The organism is Frateuria edaphi (assembly GCF_021117405.1).
Classification (GTDB): Bacteria; Pseudomonadota; Gammaproteobacteria; order Xanthomonadales; family Rhodanobacteraceae; genus Frateuria_A; species Frateuria_A edaphi.
Window position 1 is genome coordinate 3,002,887 of record NZ_CP088251.1, and the last position, 19,265, is coordinate 3,022,151.

General features: G+C 69.2%; 24 protein-coding genes. 11 read left to right on the top strand and 13 right to left on the bottom strand.

Translation table 11 applies throughout. From position 1 onward, the window contains the following. Nucleotides 1–66: 66 nt before the first annotated feature. From LQ772_RS13970 to LQ772_RS13985, 4 genes are all read left to right on the top strand, one after another. Nucleotides 67–1,209: a DUF3182 family protein gene (locus LQ772_RS13970; protein ID WP_231321598.1), complete on the top strand. Its 1,143-nt coding sequence runs from the start codon at nt 67–69 to the stop codon at nt 1,207–1,209. Continuing rightward, nucleotides 1,196–1,969: an alpha/beta hydrolase family protein gene (locus LQ772_RS13975; protein ID WP_231321601.1), complete on the top strand. Its 774-nt coding sequence runs from the start codon at nt 1,196–1,198 to the stop codon at nt 1,967–1,969. The genes LQ772_RS13970 and LQ772_RS13975 overlap by 14 nt, the downstream gene beginning before the upstream one ends. A gap of 110 nt (nt 1,970–2,079) precedes the next feature. Beyond that, nucleotides 2,080–2,559, top strand: coding sequence for a DUF456 domain-containing protein (locus LQ772_RS13980; RefSeq protein WP_231321604.1), 480 nt, complete (start codon nt 2,080–2,082; stop codon nt 2,557–2,559). Nucleotides 2,560–2,627: 68 nt separating this feature from the next. Beyond that, complete coding sequence (locus LQ772_RS13985) at nt 2,628–4,403, top strand: DUF885 domain-containing protein (protein WP_231321606.1); 1,776 nt, start codon at nt 2,628–2,630, stop codon at nt 4,401–4,403. Between the two features lie 544 nt (nt 4,404–4,947). On the opposite strand, the gene trhA is transcribed toward LQ772_RS13985, so the two are convergent. Then, nucleotides 4,948–5,613, bottom strand: a complete 666-nt coding sequence (gene trhA, locus LQ772_RS13990; RefSeq protein ID WP_231321608.1) for a PAQR family membrane homeostasis protein TrhA — start codon at nt 5,611–5,613, stop codon at nt 4,948–4,950. Nucleotides 5,614–5,714: 101 nt separating this feature from the next. After that, entirely contained in the window at nt 5,715–6,149 is a 435-nt protein-coding gene (locus LQ772_RS13995) for a hypothetical protein (RefSeq protein WP_231326054.1), read from the bottom strand. 190 nt (nt 6,150–6,339) lie between these two features. Here LQ772_RS13995 and LQ772_RS14000 point away from each other — a divergent pair, with 190 nt between their 5' ends. From LQ772_RS14000 to LQ772_RS14010, 3 genes are all read left to right on the top strand, one after another. Continuing rightward, complete coding sequence (locus LQ772_RS14000; protein ID WP_231321610.1) at nt 6,340–6,999, top strand: energy transducer TonB; 660 nt, start codon at nt 6,340–6,342, stop codon at nt 6,997–6,999. Between the two features lie 89 nt (nt 7,000–7,088). Further along, nucleotides 7,089–7,658 (top strand): cupin domain-containing protein, encoded by a 570-nt coding sequence (locus LQ772_RS14005; RefSeq protein WP_231321612.1) that lies wholly within the window; start codon nt 7,089–7,091, stop codon nt 7,656–7,658. A gap of 23 nt (nt 7,659–7,681) precedes the next feature. Beyond that, complete coding sequence (locus LQ772_RS14010) at nt 7,682–9,085, top strand: FAD/NAD(P)-binding protein (RefSeq protein ID WP_231321613.1); 1,404 nt, start codon at nt 7,682–7,684, stop codon at nt 9,083–9,085. A gap of 68 nt (nt 9,086–9,153) precedes the next feature. On the opposite strand, the gene LQ772_RS14015 is transcribed toward LQ772_RS14010, so the two are convergent. After that, entirely contained in the window at nt 9,154–9,522 is a 369-nt protein-coding gene (locus LQ772_RS14015) for a hypothetical protein (protein WP_231321614.1), read from the bottom strand. Nucleotides 9,523–9,602: 80 nt separating this feature from the next. Here LQ772_RS14015 and pncA point away from each other — a divergent pair, with 80 nt between their 5' ends. Then, nucleotides 9,603–10,235, top strand: a complete 633-nt coding sequence (gene pncA / locus LQ772_RS14020; protein WP_231321615.1) for a bifunctional nicotinamidase/pyrazinamidase — start codon at nt 9,603–9,605, stop codon at nt 10,233–10,235. A 30-nt stretch (nt 10,236–10,265) separates the two neighbouring features. Here pncA and LQ772_RS14025 read toward each other — a convergent pair whose 3' ends face one another. Continuing rightward, nucleotides 10,266–10,454: a CPXCG motif-containing cysteine-rich protein gene (locus tag LQ772_RS14025; RefSeq protein ID WP_231321616.1), complete on the bottom strand. Its 189-nt coding sequence runs from the start codon at nt 10,452–10,454 to the stop codon at nt 10,266–10,268. Between the two features lie 77 nt (nt 10,455–10,531). On the opposite strand from LQ772_RS14025, the gene LQ772_RS14030 reads away from it, so the two are divergent. Next, a complete protein-coding gene (locus LQ772_RS14030; RefSeq protein ID WP_231321619.1) occupies nt 10,532–10,795 on the top strand; it encodes a hypothetical protein in 264 nt (87 codons plus the stop codon). A gap of 17 nt (nt 10,796–10,812) precedes the next feature. On the opposite strand, the gene LQ772_RS14035 is transcribed toward LQ772_RS14030, so the two are convergent. The 8 genes from LQ772_RS14035 to LQ772_RS14070 all read right to left on the bottom strand — a co-directional run bounded on the left by LQ772_RS14035 (nt 10,813) and on the right by LQ772_RS14070 (nt 15,990). Further along, nucleotides 10,813–11,274: a PIN domain-containing protein gene (locus LQ772_RS14035; RefSeq protein ID WP_231321622.1), complete on the bottom strand. Its 462-nt coding sequence runs from the start codon at nt 11,272–11,274 to the stop codon at nt 10,813–10,815. A gap of 10 nt (nt 11,275–11,284) precedes the next feature. Then, a complete protein-coding gene (locus LQ772_RS14040) occupies nt 11,285–12,016 on the bottom strand; it encodes an HAD family hydrolase (RefSeq protein WP_231321625.1) in 732 nt (243 codons plus the stop codon). Nucleotides 12,017–12,099: 83 nt separating this feature from the next. After that, complete coding sequence (locus LQ772_RS14045; protein WP_275045640.1) at nt 12,100–12,255, bottom strand: DUF3309 family protein; 156 nt, start codon at nt 12,253–12,255, stop codon at nt 12,100–12,102. A 332-nt stretch (nt 12,256–12,587) separates the two neighbouring features. Then, nucleotides 12,588–12,962: a YciI family protein gene (locus LQ772_RS14050; protein WP_231321626.1), complete on the bottom strand. Its 375-nt coding sequence runs from the start codon at nt 12,960–12,962 to the stop codon at nt 12,588–12,590. Nucleotides 12,963–13,023: 61 nt separating this feature from the next. Next, nucleotides 13,024–13,578: a hypothetical protein gene (locus LQ772_RS14055; protein ID WP_231321627.1), complete on the bottom strand. Its 555-nt coding sequence runs from the start codon at nt 13,576–13,578 to the stop codon at nt 13,024–13,026. A 114-nt stretch (nt 13,579–13,692) separates the two neighbouring features. Next, on the bottom strand, nt 13,693–13,884 hold the full coding sequence (locus tag LQ772_RS14060; protein WP_231321628.1) for a KGG domain-containing protein: 192 nt from the start codon (nt 13,882–13,884) through the stop codon (nt 13,693–13,695). A gap of 667 nt (nt 13,885–14,551) precedes the next feature. Then, nucleotides 14,552–15,166, bottom strand: coding sequence for an OmpA family protein (locus LQ772_RS14065; protein ID WP_231321629.1), 615 nt, complete (start codon nt 15,164–15,166; stop codon nt 14,552–14,554). Between the two features lie 281 nt (nt 15,167–15,447). Continuing rightward, nucleotides 15,448–15,990, bottom strand: coding sequence for a hypothetical protein (locus LQ772_RS14070; protein WP_231321630.1), 543 nt, complete (start codon nt 15,988–15,990; stop codon nt 15,448–15,450). A 198-nt stretch (nt 15,991–16,188) separates the two neighbouring features. Between LQ772_RS14070 and LQ772_RS14075 the strand changes: the two genes are divergently transcribed. After that, nucleotides 16,189–16,398 (top strand): hypothetical protein, encoded by a 210-nt coding sequence (locus LQ772_RS14075; RefSeq protein ID WP_231321631.1) that lies wholly within the window; start codon nt 16,189–16,191, stop codon nt 16,396–16,398. 28 nt (nt 16,399–16,426) lie between these two features. Here the strand turns inward: LQ772_RS14075 and LQ772_RS14080 are convergent, their stop codons facing one another. Next, nucleotides 16,427–16,648 carry a hypothetical protein gene (locus tag LQ772_RS14080; RefSeq protein WP_231321632.1) on the bottom strand — a complete coding sequence of 74 codons (222 nt, stop codon included), beginning with the start codon at nt 16,646–16,648 and terminating at the stop codon, nt 16,427–16,429. Between the two features lie 254 nt (nt 16,649–16,902). On the opposite strand from LQ772_RS14080, the gene LQ772_RS14085 reads away from it, so the two are divergent. Next, on the top strand, nt 16,903–19,257 hold the full coding sequence (locus LQ772_RS14085; RefSeq protein WP_231321635.1) for a PAS domain S-box protein: 2,355 nt from the start codon (nt 16,903–16,905) through the stop codon (nt 19,255–19,257). Nucleotides 19,258–19,265 lie beyond the last annotated feature (8 nt).

The following is a 19,265-nucleotide window of genomic DNA, read 5'->3' on the forward strand; positions in this document are numbered from 1 at the left end:
ATCCACACCCGCACCACTAGCCTCCTGACGATTCGGCGCGATCCGCGCCGTCGTGCGGAGACTCCGGTGGCATCCATCACCCCGCCCCCCATGCAGGCAGGCCAGGCTCGCGGCAGCGTGGTCCTGGGCGTCGGGCGCGATGCCGCGCATTCCAGTCACGAGGCCGCCGCGCACGCGGCCATCGCACAGCAGTTGGCCGATCTGCTCGGATATGACTTCGCCGGCGCGTACGTCCCGGGCCAGCGCTATCCCGGTCCACTGTATTTCGTGCCGGGCGACGTGCTGACCGCGCTGGATGCGGCGCAAGCCTGCGGCATCCGCAGCGCCGCCGACCTGTTCGGCGGCGTGGTGCCCGACCGGGTCGTCGCCTCCAAGGCCATTACCCATCCGCTCGTCGATGCGCCCACGCGCGTACCGGAAGGCTGGTCGAGCGCCTTTGCCGAGCGCGTCCGCTCGGTGGTCCTGCCGGGCTACAGCGCCTACACGCCGGCCGACGCGCGCCGCGCGGGACGCGCGCTGTTGCACCTGGGCCCCGTGCGCATCAAGCCCGCGCATGGCAACGCCGGTCGCGGACAGCGCGTGGTCAGCGACATCAGCGAACTGGATGCGGTCGTGGCCGACTTCGATGAGGAGGCGCTGGCCCTCGATGGCATGGTGCTGGAAGCCGACCTTGTCGACCTGACCACCTGGAGCGTGGGCCAGGTGCGCGTGGACCATCACACCATCGCCTACTACGGCACGCAGTGGCTGACCCACGACAACGCGGGCGAGGTGGCCTACGGCGGCTCCAGCCTGCGCGTGCACCGTGGCGGCTTCGACGCGCTGCTGCGCGAATCGCTGCCACCGCCCGTGCGCGCGGCAGCCGCCCAGGCGCAGCTTTACGACGAGGCCGCGCGGCAATGTTTTCCGCGGATGTTCGCCTCGCGCCGCAACTACGACGTGGTGCAGGGCAAGGATCATCGCGGCCAGCCGCACGCCGGCGTGCTCGAATCGTCCTGGCGCATCGGCGGCGCCAGCGGCGCCGAGGCCGCCGCGCTGCTGCGCTTCCACGACGAGCCCGGCCGCCGCTGGCTCGGCGTGCGCTCGGAGGAACGCTACGGCACCGATGCCACGCCGCCACCCGGTGCCAGCGTGCTGTTCCACGGCGCCGATCCGGTCGTCGGCCCACTGCTCAAGTTCACGCTGGTGGAGGACGATGACGACGCGTAGCGAAAACACCGACATCGCCGTCGACGGCGCGCGCATCGCCGGCACCGTGCTTGCCCCCGGCTCGACCATCCCCGGCGTGCTGTTCGTGCATGGCTGGGGCGGCTGCCAGGAACGCGACCTGGGCCGCGCGCAGCAGATCGCCGCACTGGGCTGCATCTGCCTGACCTTCGACATGCGCGGCCACGTGCGCACCGAGGCCCTGCGCCAGACCGTCACCCGCGAACAGAACCTCGCCGACGTGGTGGCCGCCTACGATCATCTGCGCCTGCAGCCACACGTCGACCCGGATTCGATCCTGGTGGTCGGCGCCAGCTACGGCGGTTATCTCGCGTCGATCCTCACGTCGCTGCGCCCGGTGAAATGGCTCGCGCTGCGCGTGCCGGCGCTTTACGAGGACCAGGACTGGGACGAGCCCAAACGCTCGCTGCCGCGCAAGGAGCTGCACGCCTACCGCAGCCGCGTGCTGGAACCGGACGACAATCGCGCGCTGCGCGCCTGCAGCGATTTCCGCGGCGACGTGCTGATCGTCGAATCGGGCCACGACCACCTGGTGCCGCATCCGGCGATCGTGAGCTACCGCAACGCCTTCCACCGCTCCCACTCGGTCACCTACCGGATCGTCGACGAGGCCGACCACGCGCTTTCCAGCCCCGATTGCCAGCGCGCCTACTCCTCGATGCTGCTCGGCTGGACCACCGAAATGGTCTTCGGCGCCCGCGCCGGCGGCGCTCCCGGCCTGGCCCCGCCACGGCCCTCGTAGGATGGGCTCGGGCTAAGTCGCATCGAAGCCGGTCGCCAACCTGCGACCCGGCGCTTGTCCACGCGGGCGAACGCCTGCACATTGGGTGCGATCACCCGGGGAACCTGCCGATGGAAATCGCGCTGTACCTGCTCGCCGCGTTGCTCATCGTCGGCGGCCTCGCCGGCACGGTGCTGCCGATCCTGCCGGGCATCCCGATGATCTTCGGCGGCATCTGGCTGGTCGCCGCGGTCGATGGCTACCGGCACCTGGGCCTGGCCTGGCTGCTGGTGATCGGCGCGCTCGGCGCGCTCGGCGTACTGGTGGACTTCGTCGCCGGGGCGATGGGCGCCAAGCGCGTCGGTGCCAGCCCGCGCGCACTGTGGGGCGCCACGATCGGCACCGTGGTGGGCATGTTCCTGGGCATTCCCGGACTGATCCTGGGTCCCTTCGTGGGCGCGCTGCTGGGTGAACTCTCCGCCGGCACCAGCGTGCTGCGCTCGGCCCACGTCGGCGCCGGCACGTGGATCGGGCTGCTCGCCGGCACCCTGGTCAAGCTGGTGATCTCGTTCCTGATGGTTGGCCTTTTCGGCCTCGCCATGCTGATCTAGACCTCCGGCACAGGCATAGTCCAGACGCGCCCGCGTACGCTGCGCCGGCCATCCAAGGAGGAACACCCATGCGCAAGACCCTCGCCCTCGCCCTGGCTGCCACGCTGGCCACCGCCGGATCGCTGTACGCGCAGACCGCGCCCGCCTCGTGGGTCGAACGCAGCAACGCCGACGCCAAGGTGCTGCTGGACGCCATCGCACGCTTCAGCCCCGAATTCGCCACTCAGGTGGGCGTGCCCGGCTACGACACCAAGGTCGCCGACCTGAAGCCCGGCATCGACAAGCGCTCGCGCGCTGCACTGGTCGAGGCCAAGGGCAAGCTGGAAAAGATGCTCGCCACGGAAAAGGACTCCAACGTGCGCGAGGACCTCAAGATCATGATCGAGGCGACCGCGCAGCAGATCGAAGGCATCGACCTCAACCACAAATACCTGCTGCCCTATACCGACATCGGCTCGCTGATCTTCAGCGGCGAATTCGTGCTGCTGAAGGACGACGTCGACGCCAAGCGCCGCCCGTCCGCGCTCCAGCGCCTGGAGTGCTACGTCGGCAAGGCACCCGGTTGTACGCCGGTCACCCAGGAAGCGAAGGCGTTGATGGCGGCGCGCCTCGGCGACAAGGCGCTGCTGGGCCCGTACAAGGGCGAAGTGGAGCAGAAGCTCGCCAACACGCCGCGCTACGTCGAGGGCATCCGCAAGCTGTTCGCCAAGTACAAGCTCGACACGCCCGAAGGCAAGGCCGCGCTGGACACGCTCGATGCGCAGTTGAAGGACTACGACGCCTGGGTGCGCAGCACCGTGCTGCCGCGCGCGCGCACCGACTTCCGCCTGCCCGAGCCGCTGTACGCCTACAACCTCAAACAGGTCGGCATCGACATCCCGCCCGAGCAGCTGATGAAGCAGGCCGAGCTCGAATTCATGGAACTGCGCGGCATGATGCAGGCGATGGCGCCGGTGGTGGCCAAGGCCGAAGGCATCGACGCGACCGACTACCGCGACGTGCTCAAGGCGCTCAAGAAGCAGCAGCTCACCCGCGACCAGGTCGAGCCCTGGTACCACCAGGTGCTCGGCCACATCGAGGACACCATCCGCGACAAGAACATCGTCACGCTGCCCAAGCGTGCGATGCAGATGCGCGTGGCGTCCGAGGCCGAGGCGGCGCAGACGCCCGCGCCGCACATGGACCCGCCGCCGTTCCTCAACAACCACGGCGAGCGCGGCACCTTCGTGCTGACCATGGGCAACCCCGGCAACGGCAAGGACAACAGCCAGGCCTATGACGACTTCACCTTCAAGGCCGCGGCCTGGACCCTGACCGCGCACGAAGGCCGCCCCGGCCATGAACTGCAGTTCGCCGCGATGGTCGAACGCGGCGTCTCGCTGGCGCGCAGCCTGTTCGCCTTCAACAGCGTCAACGTGGAAGGCTGGGCGCTCTATGCCGAATCGGAAATGCTTCCGTATGAGCCGCCGGCCGGGCAGTTCGCCGCGCTGCAGGCCCGCCTGATGCGCGCCGCCCGCGCCTACCTCGACCCGATGCTCAACCTGGGCCTGATCACCCGCGAGCGCGCGCACGACGTACTGACCCACGACGTCGGCCTGTCCGAAGCGATGGCCCGCCAGGAACTGGACCGCTACACCTTCAACAGCCCCGGCCAGGCCACCGCCTACTTCTACGGCTACCTGCGGCTGCAGCAGCTGCGGCTTGAAACCGAGCTGGCGCTGGGCGACAAGTTCGACCGCAAGGCCTTCAACGACTTCGTGATCGGCCAGGGCCTGTTGCCGCCGGCGCAGCTGGCCGAGGCGGTGAAGATCCAGTTCGTTCCGCAGCAGAAGCAGATGAAGTAACTGCACGCCTGATCGCCACCCTTGCATCGCGGAGGTGGGCGATCAGGACCACCGGCAGAAGCAAGCTCCGAAAGCTCTGATCGCAGAATTAGGGCGAGGCAGAATTAGGGCGAGTCCGTTCCCGCGCCCGAACCCTCTCCCCGGGGGAAAGAGGGAGCAGCGCGCGACGCACCGCCCGTCCAAAAGGCACACGCAGCCCAGTGTGTGCCGCGACGCACACAACTCGTGCTCCTCTCCCCTCAGGTCCCGAGCGCCCGCGGTAAAGCGGCGGCAGCTCCTCTAAGAGCGTGAGACTTACCAAGCAAAGCGAAGCGGCACCTATGCTCTTATCCCTCACCGGGCTCGGCAGGCCATTTCTTTTGGCTCCTTTCTTTGGGCCAGCAAAGAAAAGTGACTCGAGCGCCGGCAGGCGATCGAAAGCCCGCCGCAGACGAGCCAGGTCGCGGGGAACCCCGCAGGACATCAAGCAAGGCTGCGCTCACGCGAACAGTCCCGCGAGGCCCGGCCCTCACCCGGAAGGGGAGAGTGAGCTGAAACCTGGCGCTCAGTCGGGAATGACATAGAGCAGCACGGCCAGATAATGCAGTACGCTGCCAGCCAGCACGAAGCCGTGCCACACCGTGTGGTGGAACGGCACCCGCTTGCACAGATAGAACGGCACACCCAGCGTGTAGGTCGCCCCGCCCGCGATCAGCAGGATCAGCCCACCCGGCGCCAGATGCGTGCGCAACGGCTCGAACGCCACCAGCGCCACCCAACCCATCGCCACATAGATCGACACCGCCAGCCAGCGAGTCCGGATCCGCCGCAACAGCCCCAGCTCCAGCGCACTGCCGGCCAACGCCAGGGCCCAGATCGTGCCGAACAATCCCCAGCCCCACGCCCCCGGCAACACGATCAGCGTAAAGGGCGTATAGGTACCGGCGATCAGCAGGAAGATCGCGATGTGATCCAGCGTGCGCAGTACCCGCCGCGGCAATTCGCCGGGAATTGCGTGGTACAGGGTCGAGGCGGTGTACAGCAGGATCAGCGTGCTGCCGAACACCGCGCTGGCAACCACCGCCCTTGCGTCGCCACGCAGCGCAGCGAACGCCACCAGTGTCGCCAGTCCGCCGATGCTGAGCAGGATGCCGATGCCATGGATCAGCGTGCTGGCCAGTTCATCGCCGAAACGGTAGCGCGGCGGGCTGGCGACGGAAGGCGCGGGCATGGCAGTGCTCCAGGATGGAAAGGCCAGGCGGCCACCCTACCATACCCACGCGTACTGTTTCTTGCGACGGACGTCTGGACGTCCCTTTCGTCGAGCCGGGTCTACTGCTCGATGATGAACGCCCCGAACGCCACGCCAAGGTTCCAGCCCTCGCCCTTGCCGCTCAGCGCCAGTCCCACGTTGCCCTTGGTCAGCGCCTGCGCGCCGGCCGACTTGACCGCGCCGGCGTGCGCCTCGGCGTTGGCGTAGTGGCCGAGCACCTCGTGGATGTCGTAGACGCCGGTGAACTTGCCGATGCCGTTGTCGATATGGGTCTTGCCGAAGGTGAGCCCGCCGCCCTTGGCGCTCAGCTTCACGTGCATGGTTTGGCCGTTGCTGCAGCGGATCGTGCCGCTGCCCTTGGCGGTCTTGTAGAAGACCGACCAGCCCGACAGCGAAAAGGTCATCTTGCAGGAGATCTCGCCCGCGTGCGCCGGAGCCGGCGCCAGCGCCAGTCCGCCCACCAGCAGCGCCAGCGCGCCCAGTTGTTTCCACATGGTCATGATTGCCTCCCGTTCGGCCCCCGCGGCCGCGCCGGGCGATTGTGCGGCAAGACCACGGCGCCGGGAATGCTTGCGCCCGGGCGATCGGCGGGCCTAGGCTGGAACCGCGCCGGCACGATTCCCTCTGCCCCGGTCCCTCTACACGAGGCAGCGTGCCTGCGCCACAAGCACAGGAGGATCGCCCATGTCGTCCGCAGTCCTGGCTTCATCCCGCACCCACGCCCATCCCGACCTGGTCCGCATCACCGCGCTGAGCGCGGCGATGGCCATCAACCTTACCGTGTTCATCGCCGCCACCCGGCCGTTGCCGCCGCTGGCCCTGCCCCGCCTGGACGCGCCGGCGCTGAGCGCGCGCTTCGTCCCGCCCAAGCCAAAGCCGGTAGAAACGCCGCCGCTGCCGGCCGTGACGCCGGTGACGCGGCACGCGCCGGTGCACATCACTGCGCCCGTCGCCACCACGCTGCACATCAGCGACGAAGGGACCGTGGCGGCGCCACCGATCCGCATCCCCACGATCGCGCCACCGGCGGTCACCGCGACGCCGGCCACCGTGCCGGGCGAGCCGGTCGAGGCCAGCCTCGCCTACCGCAGCGCGCCACTGATCTTCCCGCCGCAGGCGATCCACCAGCACATGCACGGCACCGTGCTGCTGCGCGTGCTGGTGGACGAAGAGGGCAAGCCGGTCGATGTGATCGTGGAGCAGAGCAGCGGCTACAGGTTGCTCGATCGCAGTGCGCGTGAGCAGGTGCTCGCGGGTTGGCGCTTCCAGCCCGCCAGCGTGGACGGCCATGCGGTGCGCGCCTGGGCGCGGGTGCCGGTGAGTTTCGAGCTGCGCAAGCTGTAAAAAGCCGCCCAGCTTCGCGCACCCAGATGTTACGACTGCTTAACGGCGCCCATGATCCACTGGGCGCCGTTCTTCGTACGGTCCCATGCATGGCAAGCCACAGGCAAAGTTTGAAGGCGCTGCGTCATATCGCGCTGACGCACTGCCGAGGGGAGCACCCCGACCTGGCCGCCCTCGCCCGCGAGCTGGGCAGCGCGGTCCGCGTCCACGCCGACGGCCTGGATGAACTCGCCGCCCGTGCCCGCATCGCCGGCGCACCACGCATCCGTCCGCTGCGCACTGGCACCCAGCACGTCCAGTTGCTGCTGATCGCGTGGCCGGCAAACCATGTCTCCTCGCTGCACGATCATGGTGCGCGCTGGGGGCTGGAAATTCCCCTGCACGGCGCGCTGGAAATCGAAGCCTGGCGTCGCCAGAACGACGGCGGCGATCCGCTGGCACACGGGCGCCATTGGCTCGGCCCGGGCGACGCGTTGTGGTTCGACGCCGACCAGTCGCGCCTGCACCGCTGCCGCAACCTTTCCGGTCGCGAGGCCGCGCTGAGCCTTCACCTGTTCGGCGGCGCTCCCGGCGCCGGCCTGGCCTATGCCCCGCCCCCCTCCACCCGGCAGCGGATGCCCCCCTCGCGGCCGGCCATCGCCGGCCCGCTGCCGGGCTGACCGCCGGCCACCGGAGAGTCGCCATGTTCCGACGGGTCGCCATCATCGGCGGCGGTGCTTCGGCCGTCGCGCTGCTCAGCGAGCTGGTCGACCGGGCCAGTGGGCCGCTGCACCTGGACTGGTACACCGGCGGCGCGACGCATCCCGGGCGCGGCATCGCCTACGGGACGGCCTCGCCGCGCCACTTGCTCAATGTGCGTGCGGCCACGATGGGGATGTTCTCGCGCCGGCCGCGCGGCTTCCTGGATTTCGCCCAGCGCCTCGATCCGCAGGTGGCCGGTACCGATTTCCTGCCACGGCGCCTGTATGGCGACTACCTCGAAGACGAGGTGGCACACGTGCTCGGGCAGTCGCGCAGCCGCGGCGTGGATGTGCGCGTGGTGCCGTTCGCGGCCGATGCGCTGGTGCCCGAGATCGACGGCGTCACGGTGATCCAGGGCGAGCGCGCCAGTCGCGCGGACGCGGCGGTGCTGGCCATCGGCGCATTGCCGGTGCGACCGCTCGAGGGCGTCGACGCCGCACTGGTGGCCGAGGGCCGCTACGTCATCGATCCCTGGGCGTTGCTGGCACAGGCCGGGTCCGATCCGGCGCCACGCGAAGTCGCACTGGTCGGTCTCGGGCTGACCGCCGTGGACGTACTGCTGGAACTGGCCGATCGCTGGCCCCATGCGCACTTCACCGCCATCTCCCGCCACGGACGCCTGCCCGCCGCGCACCTGCCCGTATCGACGGTGCCGGACGACGATGGCGGCGCGCTGCTCGATGCCATGCACGAGGCGCCCGAGGTCCGTCGCTGGCTTCGCCTGTTGCGCGAGGCGATCGCCGCCAGCGACGACTGGCGCGTGGTGATCGACGGCCTGCGTCCCTCCACGCCCGGATTGTGGGACGCGCTGCCGATGCCGGAACGCGCACGGTTCCTCCGCCATGCCCGCTGGGCCTGGGAACGCGTGCGCCACCGCATGCCGCCGCAGGTCGAGCGGCAGGTACTGGCGCTCGAACGCGAAGGGCGGCTGCAACGGGTGAGCGGTCGCGTTACCGGCGCCAGGGCGTTCGAGGGGCGCGTGGAACTGCATGCATGGCACGCCGGTGCGCGCACGCCGGTACTCGCAGACATCGCGATCCAGACCGTGGGTCTGGACACCGACCTGCGCAACACGGTCCACCCGCTGATCCGGCAGATGGTCACCAACGGCCACGTCACTCCCGATCCGCTGGGCCTCGGTTGCCAGGCGACGCCGGATGGTCGCCTGTGCCGCGAAGGGACACCGTGGCCGCGCCTGTTCGGCATCGGCAGCCTGTTGCGCAGTGCACGCTGGGAATCGATCGCGATGCCTGAAATCCGGCTGCAGGCGCGGATGCTGGCCTCGCAGATGCTGGAGCCGGACGCTGCGCCGGCACGTCGGCGGCTCGCTTCGCAGCCTGGTTGAAGGCGTCGGGCGGGCTTCAGCCCACCCTGTCACGTTGCGACAGGCGGTGGGCTCACGTCCACCCTACGTCACTTGCGTCGCATCACCCATTCGCTGGCCATCCAGGCGACCCCGACGCCGATCGCCACGCCGGCCAATTCGCACAGCACGCGCGTGCCCAGGCCATCCGGATCGTGCACCTCGGCCAGCTTCACGCGCAGCAGCTGCACCGACTGCAGGCGCGCGTAGTTGAAATAGAAGAGGTCGGCCAGGTCGCCGCTTGCGGCGAGCGCGACGCCGAGCACATAGGCCCATGCCATCTGCGCGCCATGGCTCCAGGCCTGGCGCGTGCGCCAGCGGAACAGCAGGAAAAGCAGTGCGCCGGCCACCGTAGCGATCAGGCCCGCCTGCAGGCCGCCGGTCCAGCCATAGCCCATCCAGGATTGGTCGTAGTGCATCGCCGTCCGCCGTTGGTGAAGCGGCATTATGCAGGGTGCTTTCGCGCCGCCGCATGGGGGCGACCCACTACACTGCCCCGATGACGCAACCGACTTGCCCGCACGACACTGCGCTGATCCTCGTCGACGTCCAGCCGGACTTCATGCCCGGCGGCCCGCTGGCCTGCCACGAGGGCGACGCGATCGTGCCGGGCGTCGATGCCCTGCTTCGCGCCCGCCGCTACCGCCATGTCGTCGCCACGCAAGATTGGCACCCGCGCGAGCATGTTTCCTTTGCCGCCAACCATCCGGGTCGGGCGCCGTTCGCGCAGATCACGTTGCACGGCCAGCCGCAGACGCTGTGGCCGACGCACTGTGTGGCGGGCACGGCCGGCGCCGCGCTGCACCCGGCGATCGACTGGACGCCACTGGATCTCGTCGTGCGCAAGGGCACCGACGCCGGGGTCGACTCCTACAGCGCCTTCCGCGAGAACCATGGCCCCGGCGGCGCGCGCCCGCCGACGGGACTGGCCGGCTGGCTGCGCGAGCGCGGCGTGACCGAGGTGCATGTGTGCGGACTGGCGCGCGACGTGTGCGTGCTGTGGACGGTGCAGGATGCGCTGGCGCTGGGCTTTCGCGCCCACATGCTGTGGGAGCTGACGCGGCCGGTGACGCCCGCCAGCGACGAGGACACCCGCGCCGCGCTGGCCGGGCTCCTCTTGCCGGAGGGTTGAAGGTTCGACCGCGTGCCTGCGGTGACCGGATCAGGCCTCGTTCTCGCCCGATACCGTCGCGCGGGGTTCGCCGTCGTCGTCCGCGCTGACGTGCACGCTGATTGGCCGGCAGCACACCTGGCAGTCCTCGATGTAGTGCTGGTCGCCGGCCGAGGCGTCGAGCACGAGTTCGATCGGCTCGCCGCAGTACGGGCACTGGACGGTCTGGGATGTCAGCATGCTCCTCTCCTCGCTCGATGCGCGCCGAAGGCTGGCGGGCCGCGGGATATACTGCCGCTCCGCTTCCAGTGACCGCCATGGCAGAACGCCACTTCGACCGCTATTTAGTCCGCTCCGGCGCCAGCGCCGAAGGCTCGCGCTACACCGCCTGGCTGGCCGTGTCGCCCACGGACAAGCACGGCTTTCCGGTGTACTACGCCATCTGCGAAAACCGCAGTTTCCGTGAACAGGCCAAGGCCGAGCAGGCGGCGGCCGATGCGCTCGCCGCCATGCTGGCACTGGAAGAAGACGGCACGCCGGTGTTCCCCGAAAACTACACGGGTTTCGCGGACAGCCCCTGAACAGGCGCGTCCGCGCGCTATACGGCGGACGCTGGGGCCTCCGGATACGACGCCCGCCACGCCTGCGGCGTCACGATGGCAAAGCCATGCTCGCGCAGGCAGCGGCGGTTCCATGCCAGCAGCGCACGATCACGGCTGAGCAGCCAGCGCGCGCCGGCGCATGCCGCCAGCTCGAGGAATTTCTGGTCGTCCGGGTCGGCGCAACGCGGCAACCGCACCGTGGCCATCCGGACTTCGGGCAGCCGCCGCACCAGCGCGTCGAAGGCGGCGCTCGCATGAGCCCGTACGGCCTCCTCCAGCGCCAACTGCGGATAGCCCAGCACCATCCGCCATTCGTCTTCGCAGGCCGCCACCGTCACCGCTTCGATGGCACCGCCTTGCAGCGCCGCGGCCAGGCCCGCGCAACGCGGATCGGCGAACACGAACAGGTCCAGGCAGACGTTGGTGTCCAGCACCACGCGCGGCGGCGAGCCAGCCATCGCGGCCGACTCAGGAGGCCGTCAGCGAGGCGGCCGCGCGCTCGGCGAGCCGCGCCACCGCGGCGGGAATGCCGGCGGTGTCCTCCACCGTGACGAAGCGCTCTTCCTCGCCGCTCAGGCCCGTCTCCAGCTCGTGCGCCCAGGTCACGTGGTAGGGCATGTGCACGCCCCAGCCGCCCAGTGCCAGCACCGGCTCGATGTCCGAGCGCAGCGAATTGCCGACCATCGCGAACTGCGCCGGCGCCAGGTCGAATTCGCCCAGCACGCGACGGTAGGTGCGCTCGTTCTTTTCCGAAACGATCTCGATGCGCCGGAACAGGTCCGACAAGCCTGATTCGGCGACCTTCTTTTCCTGGTGGAACAGGTCGCCCTTGGTGATCAGCACGATCGCGTGCCGCGCGGCCACCGCTTCGACCGCCTCGCGGATGCCGGGCAGCAGTTCCACCGGATGCTCGAGCACCGCCTTGCCCAGCTGCACGATGCGGTGGATGTCGCGCGCTTCGATGCGCGCCCCGGTGAGGGCGATGGCGGTTTCCACCATCGAGAGCGTCATGCCCTTGGCACCGTAGCCGAACAGCTTGAGGTTGCCCCGCTCGGTGGCCAGCATGCTCACCTGCACCTGGCTGTCGGTGATGTCGATGTAGCGGGCGAGGATGGCCTGGAATTCGGCGCCGGCTGCCTGGTAGTAGCCCTCGCTGTGCCAGAGGGTGTCGTCGCCGTCGAATCCGATCAGTTCCAGCATGGGTGTGCACCGTGGTGGGAGCTGCCCATTCTCCCACGCACGGCACGCACGTGGCCGCCCCGGATGGCGGCCACCTCAGGACGTCAGTGGAAGACGCCCAGCAGCCAAAGCACGATCACGATCACGATGATCAGGCCCAGGCCACCGCTGGGGCCGTAGCCCCAGGAGCGCGAGTAACCCCAGGTCGGCAGGCCGAGCAGCGCGAGGATCACCAGGATGACCAGGATGGTAACCAGCATTGAATTACTCCTTGCCGTTGAGAGTGCTTGCATCGTGCGCGCCACACCCGTCTAGGGGGTGTGAGGCGGCCGAGCGGAAAACGTGCAGGCGCCAGGCAGGCACACTGCCGCTCCGGCAAAGGTTCGGGGAGGGTGAAGCACACGCCAACGGCGGATGATCCGGGCCGGGCAAACCGCGTCCGAATTCCTGAGACAGCGACCGCCTATCGTGGCCCGGCCGTCGCGGTCCCTCCGCCGCCGGCGTCCGATCTGCTTGGCAGTGGCTCGGTTCTTCAGGCCGCGCCCAGTGCAGGGCGCGGCCTTTTTTTAGGTGGCCATTTCAGGCGATCGTTTCATGCGCCCACGCGCTCGCGCACCGCGTCCATGTCGCGCACCGGGCGTACCTCGATCGCGCCGATGCGCGCCCACGGGAAGGCCTGTGCGATACGCATCGCGTCATCCAGGTCCTCGGCCTCGATCAGGTTGAAGCCGGCCAGGTATTCCTTGGTTTCGGCGAACGGCCCGTCGAACACGGTGGTGCGTTGCTGGCGCACGCGGAACGAGCGGGCGCTCGAGGGAGGCTCCAACTGCTGCGAATCGAGCACGCAGCCATCGGCGCGCAATTCGTCGGCATGCGCCAGGCAGCCGCGCATGAGCGAATCGAACTCGCCCTCGGGCAAGGCCTGCAGCAGGGCGTCGTCGACGTACACCATCATCAGGAACTTCATGGACGTTTTCCGGCGAGGTGGGGGCGGCCGATTATGGCCGGCCCCGGCATCCGATGCAGCCTCAGTGCAGGCGCGCCACCACCTGCTTGCCCAGCGCCAGCACCGCGGGGTGCAACGATGCGGGGTCGCGCTCGTCCACGCGCAGGTTGATTTGCCCCTGGTAGGCGCCCACGCGCAGCTTGAGCCCGGCGGCACCTTCGGCGTCGGAAAGGAAGGCCTCGTCGCCAAGCCCCGGCACCGGGGTGACAGCCATGCCGCGATCGGTGAAGTCCTGGCGATGCGCGGCCAGTGCCTGTTTCGCCTGGTCAGGCGATGCCATGCGGGTGAAATCGATCAGCAGCTTGGTGCGGTAGTCGCCCGGCTTCGGCTGGTGCAGGTACGAACACATGCCGCCGGCGCCGGGCGTCTGCTCGGTGACGGTGTCGGCGCCATTGGCCTGCAGGATGCCTGCCACGTCGGCCACCGGCATCAAGCTGCACAGGTCCAGCGGCTGGTCGGCTGCTGCGGGGGCAGCGGCGGTTGGCGCGCCGGCGGACGTGTCGGCTGCCTGGTCGTGCGACGAACAACCGGCCAGCAGCAGGCCGCCCAGCACCAGCGCCACGTGGAATCGCTTCATCGGATGTCCTCCCAGATGCCGCACATCGCGGCGGGCCGATCATAGACGGGCAAACGCCGGACAAGCGAAGGGCGGCCCGATGGCCGCCCTTCGCATTTACATGGACTGATGGGGTCAGTCGTTCTTGTGGCTCTGCTGGCCCGCCTTGACGTGTTGTTCGTGCGAGCCGCCGCTGCTCTGCTGGCCAGCGCGCACGTGCTCCTCGTGCGTGGCGTGATCGCCGCCACCGGCCCTGCCACCCTTGCTGGCAATGGAACGCTGCTTTTCTTCGTCCATCGATGCGAAACCGCGCTTGTCATCACTCATGCGTTTCTCCTGTCGTCTGGAAGGAAAGTCCGCTCATCCGGCGGACCCTTTCCACCCTAGCGATCGGGCCATAAAGAAGCCCTTAGCCTCGGGTCAACGGGCTCCTCGACAGCCTTCCGTTCACGCTGGTCGCCCGGCGCATGTACAAACACCGCCATCCTTCTGTCTCGCCGGCAACCACCCAGGCCAGCGTCCGCATGCGGGCCACTTCCCAAGCCAGAGCAGACTCGCTCAATGCCGCGATCCGCCCGCGGCCGGATAGATCGGCGTATGAATGGACGTCTATACGTCCGTCATAAGGATCGTGACCGCCGAATGGCGAGCGCCTGTCCGAATGACACCATGGCACGTTCCGTTCCGCCGCGCGGTTCGCGGGACATGGCCGGCGGGCTGCTGAAATCCGTCGCTCACGGCGACCATCCGGGGAGGGCCCGGCCGTACCTGTACGCGATGGGGTAGATCGAGCGGATCGCGGTGCCTGGCCTCGCCAGCCCCGGAATTCATGCGTCCACGGCAGGAGCTTCCTGAGTCGGACTCGCAACAGCCGGCGTCGAAGGCGCTGCTTCCCCCCCGGCACCCGCCGAATGAGCGAATGGGGGGCCGGAGCCCACCATTCGCTGAAAGACACGTGTGACCCAACGCTCGGCCCGAGCGCCGGTCCGGCTGATCAGCCGGTCGTGCCGGAGGACATCGACTGGTCGCCGCTCGACTGCCCGGCAAAATCCACCACCAGCGTCACGCGACGGTTGGAGGCGCCTTCCTCGCGCGTCTTGCCGCGCTCGACCTGGCGATCGCTCGCCTCGCCGTAGCTGACCGCACGCAGGTGATCGGCGGACAGCCCGTTCTGCGCCAGGTAGTCGCGCACCGCTTGGGCCCGGCGCTCGCCGAGGCGACGGTTGTAGCTGGACGAGCCGGCCGGGTCGGCGAAACCCTCCACCGTGATCACGGCATCGGGATAGTGCTGGCTGACGACCTTGGCAAAGTCGTCCAGCAGCGGCTTGTCCTCGTCACGCAGGGTGGCATCGTTGAAGGCGAAGTGCGCCGCGGTATCCAGTCTCACGCGGCCGGCCATCTGCGAAATCTGGGCGTCGTACTTGGCGAAGCGCTGCTGCATTTCCTGGGTCAGCGAATCGAGCTGCTGCTGCTGCTTCTGATCGTTGGCGCGCAGTTCGGCGATCGCGGCATCGTAATCGGCCTTCTTCACGTAGTTCGTGCAACCGCCGAGCGCGATCGCGGTGACGACCAGCGATCCCGCGGCCCACCGGAATGTCGAATTGACCATGTGCGCCTTCTCCTTCGTGAGCGAGCCCTTGGCGGATGCCTGCCCTTCGGACAGCCACCCACCGTGTCGGCCCAGAAGCTCGGACCGTAGCACTGCCGGTCGCGCGCTACCTTGACGTTGCCTGACTCGGACGGCCAGGCGTACGCCACTGCTTGTAGGCGGATGTGTTTCGTTCATTGTCGTGCAAGACATGCATGCGCCTTGACGACTTGAACGTCGGTCCGGCTGGCGCGAAACCTCATACCCCCTTTCCCTCGAAGGGGAGGAGAAAAGTGCCGGGCTCAGATCTGCGGGTCGCGTTGCGCGTCGTTGCCACTCTGGCCGCCCTGGATCACGCCCTCGTCGTTTTCCTGCCCAGGCATGCGGGACGGCGCCATGCGCGCCGGGCCGCCCGGTGAGCCGGCGGTGCCGCCGCGGTTGGGCGAATCCGCGCCGGTGGTCCGTTCGGCCGGATCACGCGGTGCGCCGTGCACACGGGTGTCCTGCTGCGCGCCCAGGTCGGCGGCAGCCCCGGGGTTGCGCGAAGCCGGCACGCCGGTGCTGTCGCTGGAGACATGCCCGCCGTCGTCGCCGCTGAAGCCCTGCTCGACGCTGCCCTTGCGCGCCGGACCGCCCTCGTCCACCGAAAGGCCCGGCGGATCCACGCGCGGCAGGCCGCCGGGCAGTCCGGCGGCGGCATCGAAGTCCTCGCGCGCCGCCTGGGCGACCTTGTGGCTGATGCCCCCCTGGCTCTGCGTGTTCGAGCCGGCGGTCTTGCCCCCGGCCCCGGCATCCATCGGGCCGCCCATCGGTTCGCGGCCGCGATCGTCGCGTTGGTTGCTCATGGCTTTTTCCCTTGGCTGTGCGTACCGGAAAGTCTGGTCCGACGGCCGTAAGGGCAGCGTCGAAGCGCGCCAGCGGGCTCATCGCCACGGCCGTAGCCTTCGCATTACAGGCATCTAACAAGGTTCGGTGCACATTCAGCATTCCAGGCAGCGATCACAGCGCCGCCAAGGCCCGGTTCGACGGTTCAGGATGCGCATATGAGCACGCATGCACAGCTTCCCCATCCATCCCTGTGGCCCACCAACCGGTGGCGCCAGCTGGCGCTGCGTATCGGCCGCCAGCTGGGCCTGATCGCCGATCAGGCACCCGCGCTCCCGCCCACCCGTCGGCAGCAACTGCTCGCGGCGCAGGACCGCCGACGCGCCGAGCAGCGCCGTGCGGCCCAATTGGCACGCGGCCACCGCTGATCCCGGACGGAACCGCCCTCGTCAACTCTCAGGGTCCGCAAACCCAGTAATAGAAGTCCTGCGCGATGACCTTCTCGCCGGCCTCCTGCGCGTACCCGTAACGTGCGTGTTCACCGCGCGCCACGATCTGCCGGGCAAAGGCATCGGCCAGGCGCCGGGTCGGATCGCGGCCGAGCAGGAACGCACGGAAACCGTCGTAACGGGCCCGCTCGGTCCTCGCGTCGGACTGGATGATGTGATCGGCATCCACCGGGGCTGACTCCTTGCCGGAAAGACATGCCGGCGCACGTACCACCGCTCGCCTGGCACCGCCAGCCTACGTTCGTCCGGGTGAAGCTGCCGCGCGCGATCGGTCGTCGGCGCCTGCATCGAACTGACGCGCGCCACCACTGCCGACGGAACCTACACGTTCCTTTGCCCCGCGCAGTCAGACGCTGGGGTCGCTTGCGCATTCCCGTGTCCGCGTGAGCGACGCCCGACACGCCCTGGGACCGCCTCCGAGCCATGTCCCCTCACCGCGATGCCACCGACGAGCACGGCCGCCCCCAACGGGAGGCCCGCCTCGAACAGGAGAACGCGCGCTTGCGTGCGGCGCTCGAGCGTGCCGGCGTGGATGTCGACGCAGCGCTGGGCGAGGCCGATGTCGCGCGCCAGGCGACCCGGCAGGCGCATGACGACGCAGCCACCGCCGCCCAGGATCACCAACGAGCGATGGAGCGGGGCCGCGAAAGGCTGGCCGATGCGGAGGCCCTCAATGCCGACCTGCGCCGAAGCAATGCCGCGCTGGCGGCCAGCCAGGCCGCCCTGAGCCGGAGCCGGGAACGGTTCCACGGCCTGTTCGCCATGAATACGCTCGGGGTGATGATCTGGGGAGCGGAGCTGACCCTTGCCGAAGTGAACGACGGTTTCCTGGCGATGACCGGATTCAGCCGCGAGGAAGCGATCGGCCTGTCCTGGCAGGCGCTGACGCCGCAGGACTTCCACGCGGTCTCGCTCCGCGCCATCGAGCAGCTTAAGGCCACCGGGGAATGCACTCCCTACGAGAAGCAGTACCTGCGCAAGGACGGTTCGCGGTGGTGGGGTCGTTTTGCCGCGCGCAGGGTCGGCGAGGTGACGCTGGGCGTGGTGCTGGATGTCAGCGACCGTCGCGACGCACAGGAGGCCCTGCGCGAGAGCGAGGAGCAGCTGCGCCTGATCGTGGAGAGCGCCCGCGATTACGCCATCCTCGCGACGGATCCGGAAGGCATCATCACGCGCTGGCTACCCGGCGCGACCGCGGTGTTCGGCTGGTCCGCCGAGGAAGTCATCGGACGGCCCGCAACCTTCATCTTCACTCCCGAGGATCGCGCCTCGGGCCGCCCCGTCAGGGAAATGGCGACCGCGCGCGAGCACGGTGTGGCGCCGGACGTGCGCTGGCATCTGCGGCGCGACGGCTCGCGGGTGTTCATCGAGGGCCACATGATGGCGCTGCGCGGGCCGGGCGGCGAACTGCGCGGCTACCTGAAGATCGGCCAGGACATCACCGAACGCTGGATGGCCGAGGAACAGCTGCGCGAGAGCGAGAGCGCGCTGCGCCACCTCAACGAAACCCTGGAAGCCCAGGTCGACGCGCGCACCGCCGAACTGCGTCAGGCCGTGGAAGCACTGCATGCCGAGGCGGTCGACCGCATGCAGATCGAAGAGGCGCTGCGCCAGGCGCAGAAGATGGAAGCGGTCGGCCAGCTCACCGGTGGCCTGGCGCACGATTTCAACAACCTGCTGACCGGCATCGTCGGCAGCCTCGATCTGCTGCACCGGCGCACGGCGCAGGGGCGCTACAACGACCTGGACCGCTACATCGCCGCCGCCCGCGGCGCCGCGGACCGCGCGTCGGCGCTGACCCACCGCCTGCTGGCGTTCTCCCGGCGCCAGACGCTCGATCCGCGCCCGACCGACCTCAACGCCCTCGTGCACGGCATGGTCGAGTTGCTCCGGCGCACCATCGGTCCGCACATCAGCCTGGAGGTCGAACGCGCGGAGGACCTGTGGACCACGCTGTGCGATCCCAACCAGCTGGAAAACGCGCTGCTCAACCTGTGCATCAATGCCCGCGATGCCATGCCCGGCGGCGGGCGCCTGGTCATCGATACCGGCAACACGCGCCTAGACGCCGCGGCCGCCAAGGGGCTGGACATGGTGCCGGGCGCGTACGTCGCGCTGCGCGTGACCGATACCGGAACAGGCATGCCGCCGGAGGTGATCGCGCGCGCCTTCGACCCGTTCTACACCACCAAGCCGCAGGGCCAGGGCACCGGACTGGGGCTGTCTATGGTGTACGGCTTCGCGCGCCAGAGCGGCGGCCAGGTGCGCATCGAGTCCACGCCCGGGCGCGGCAGCGTGGTGACGATCTACCTGCCCCGCCACAAGGGCCAGCCCGCGACCGACGCCGGCATCACCGACCTGGCGAGCACGCCCCAGGCCGGCGCCAACGAGGCCGTACTGGTGGTCGACGATGAGCCGACGGTTCGCATGCTGGTGGGCGAGGTGCTGCGCGAGCTCGGCTACACCGCGATCGAAGCGGGCGACGCGGCCTCGGCGTTGCGGGTGTTGCAGTCGCAGGCGCGCGTGGACCTGCTGGTCACGGATATCGGTCTGCCCGGCGGTATCGGCGGGCGGCAGCTGGCCGACACGGCAAGGGCGTCGCGCCCCACGTTGCGCGTGCTGTTCATCACCGGCTATGCCGAACACACCGCGCTCGGCTCCCTGCAGCCCGGCATGCAGGTGATGGTCAAGCCGTTCGCCATGGATGCGCTGGCCGCGCGCATCCGCGACATGCTCGGTGGCGCGCCGCCCCAGGGCGCTCCTCCCACGGCGCGCTGAGGACTCTC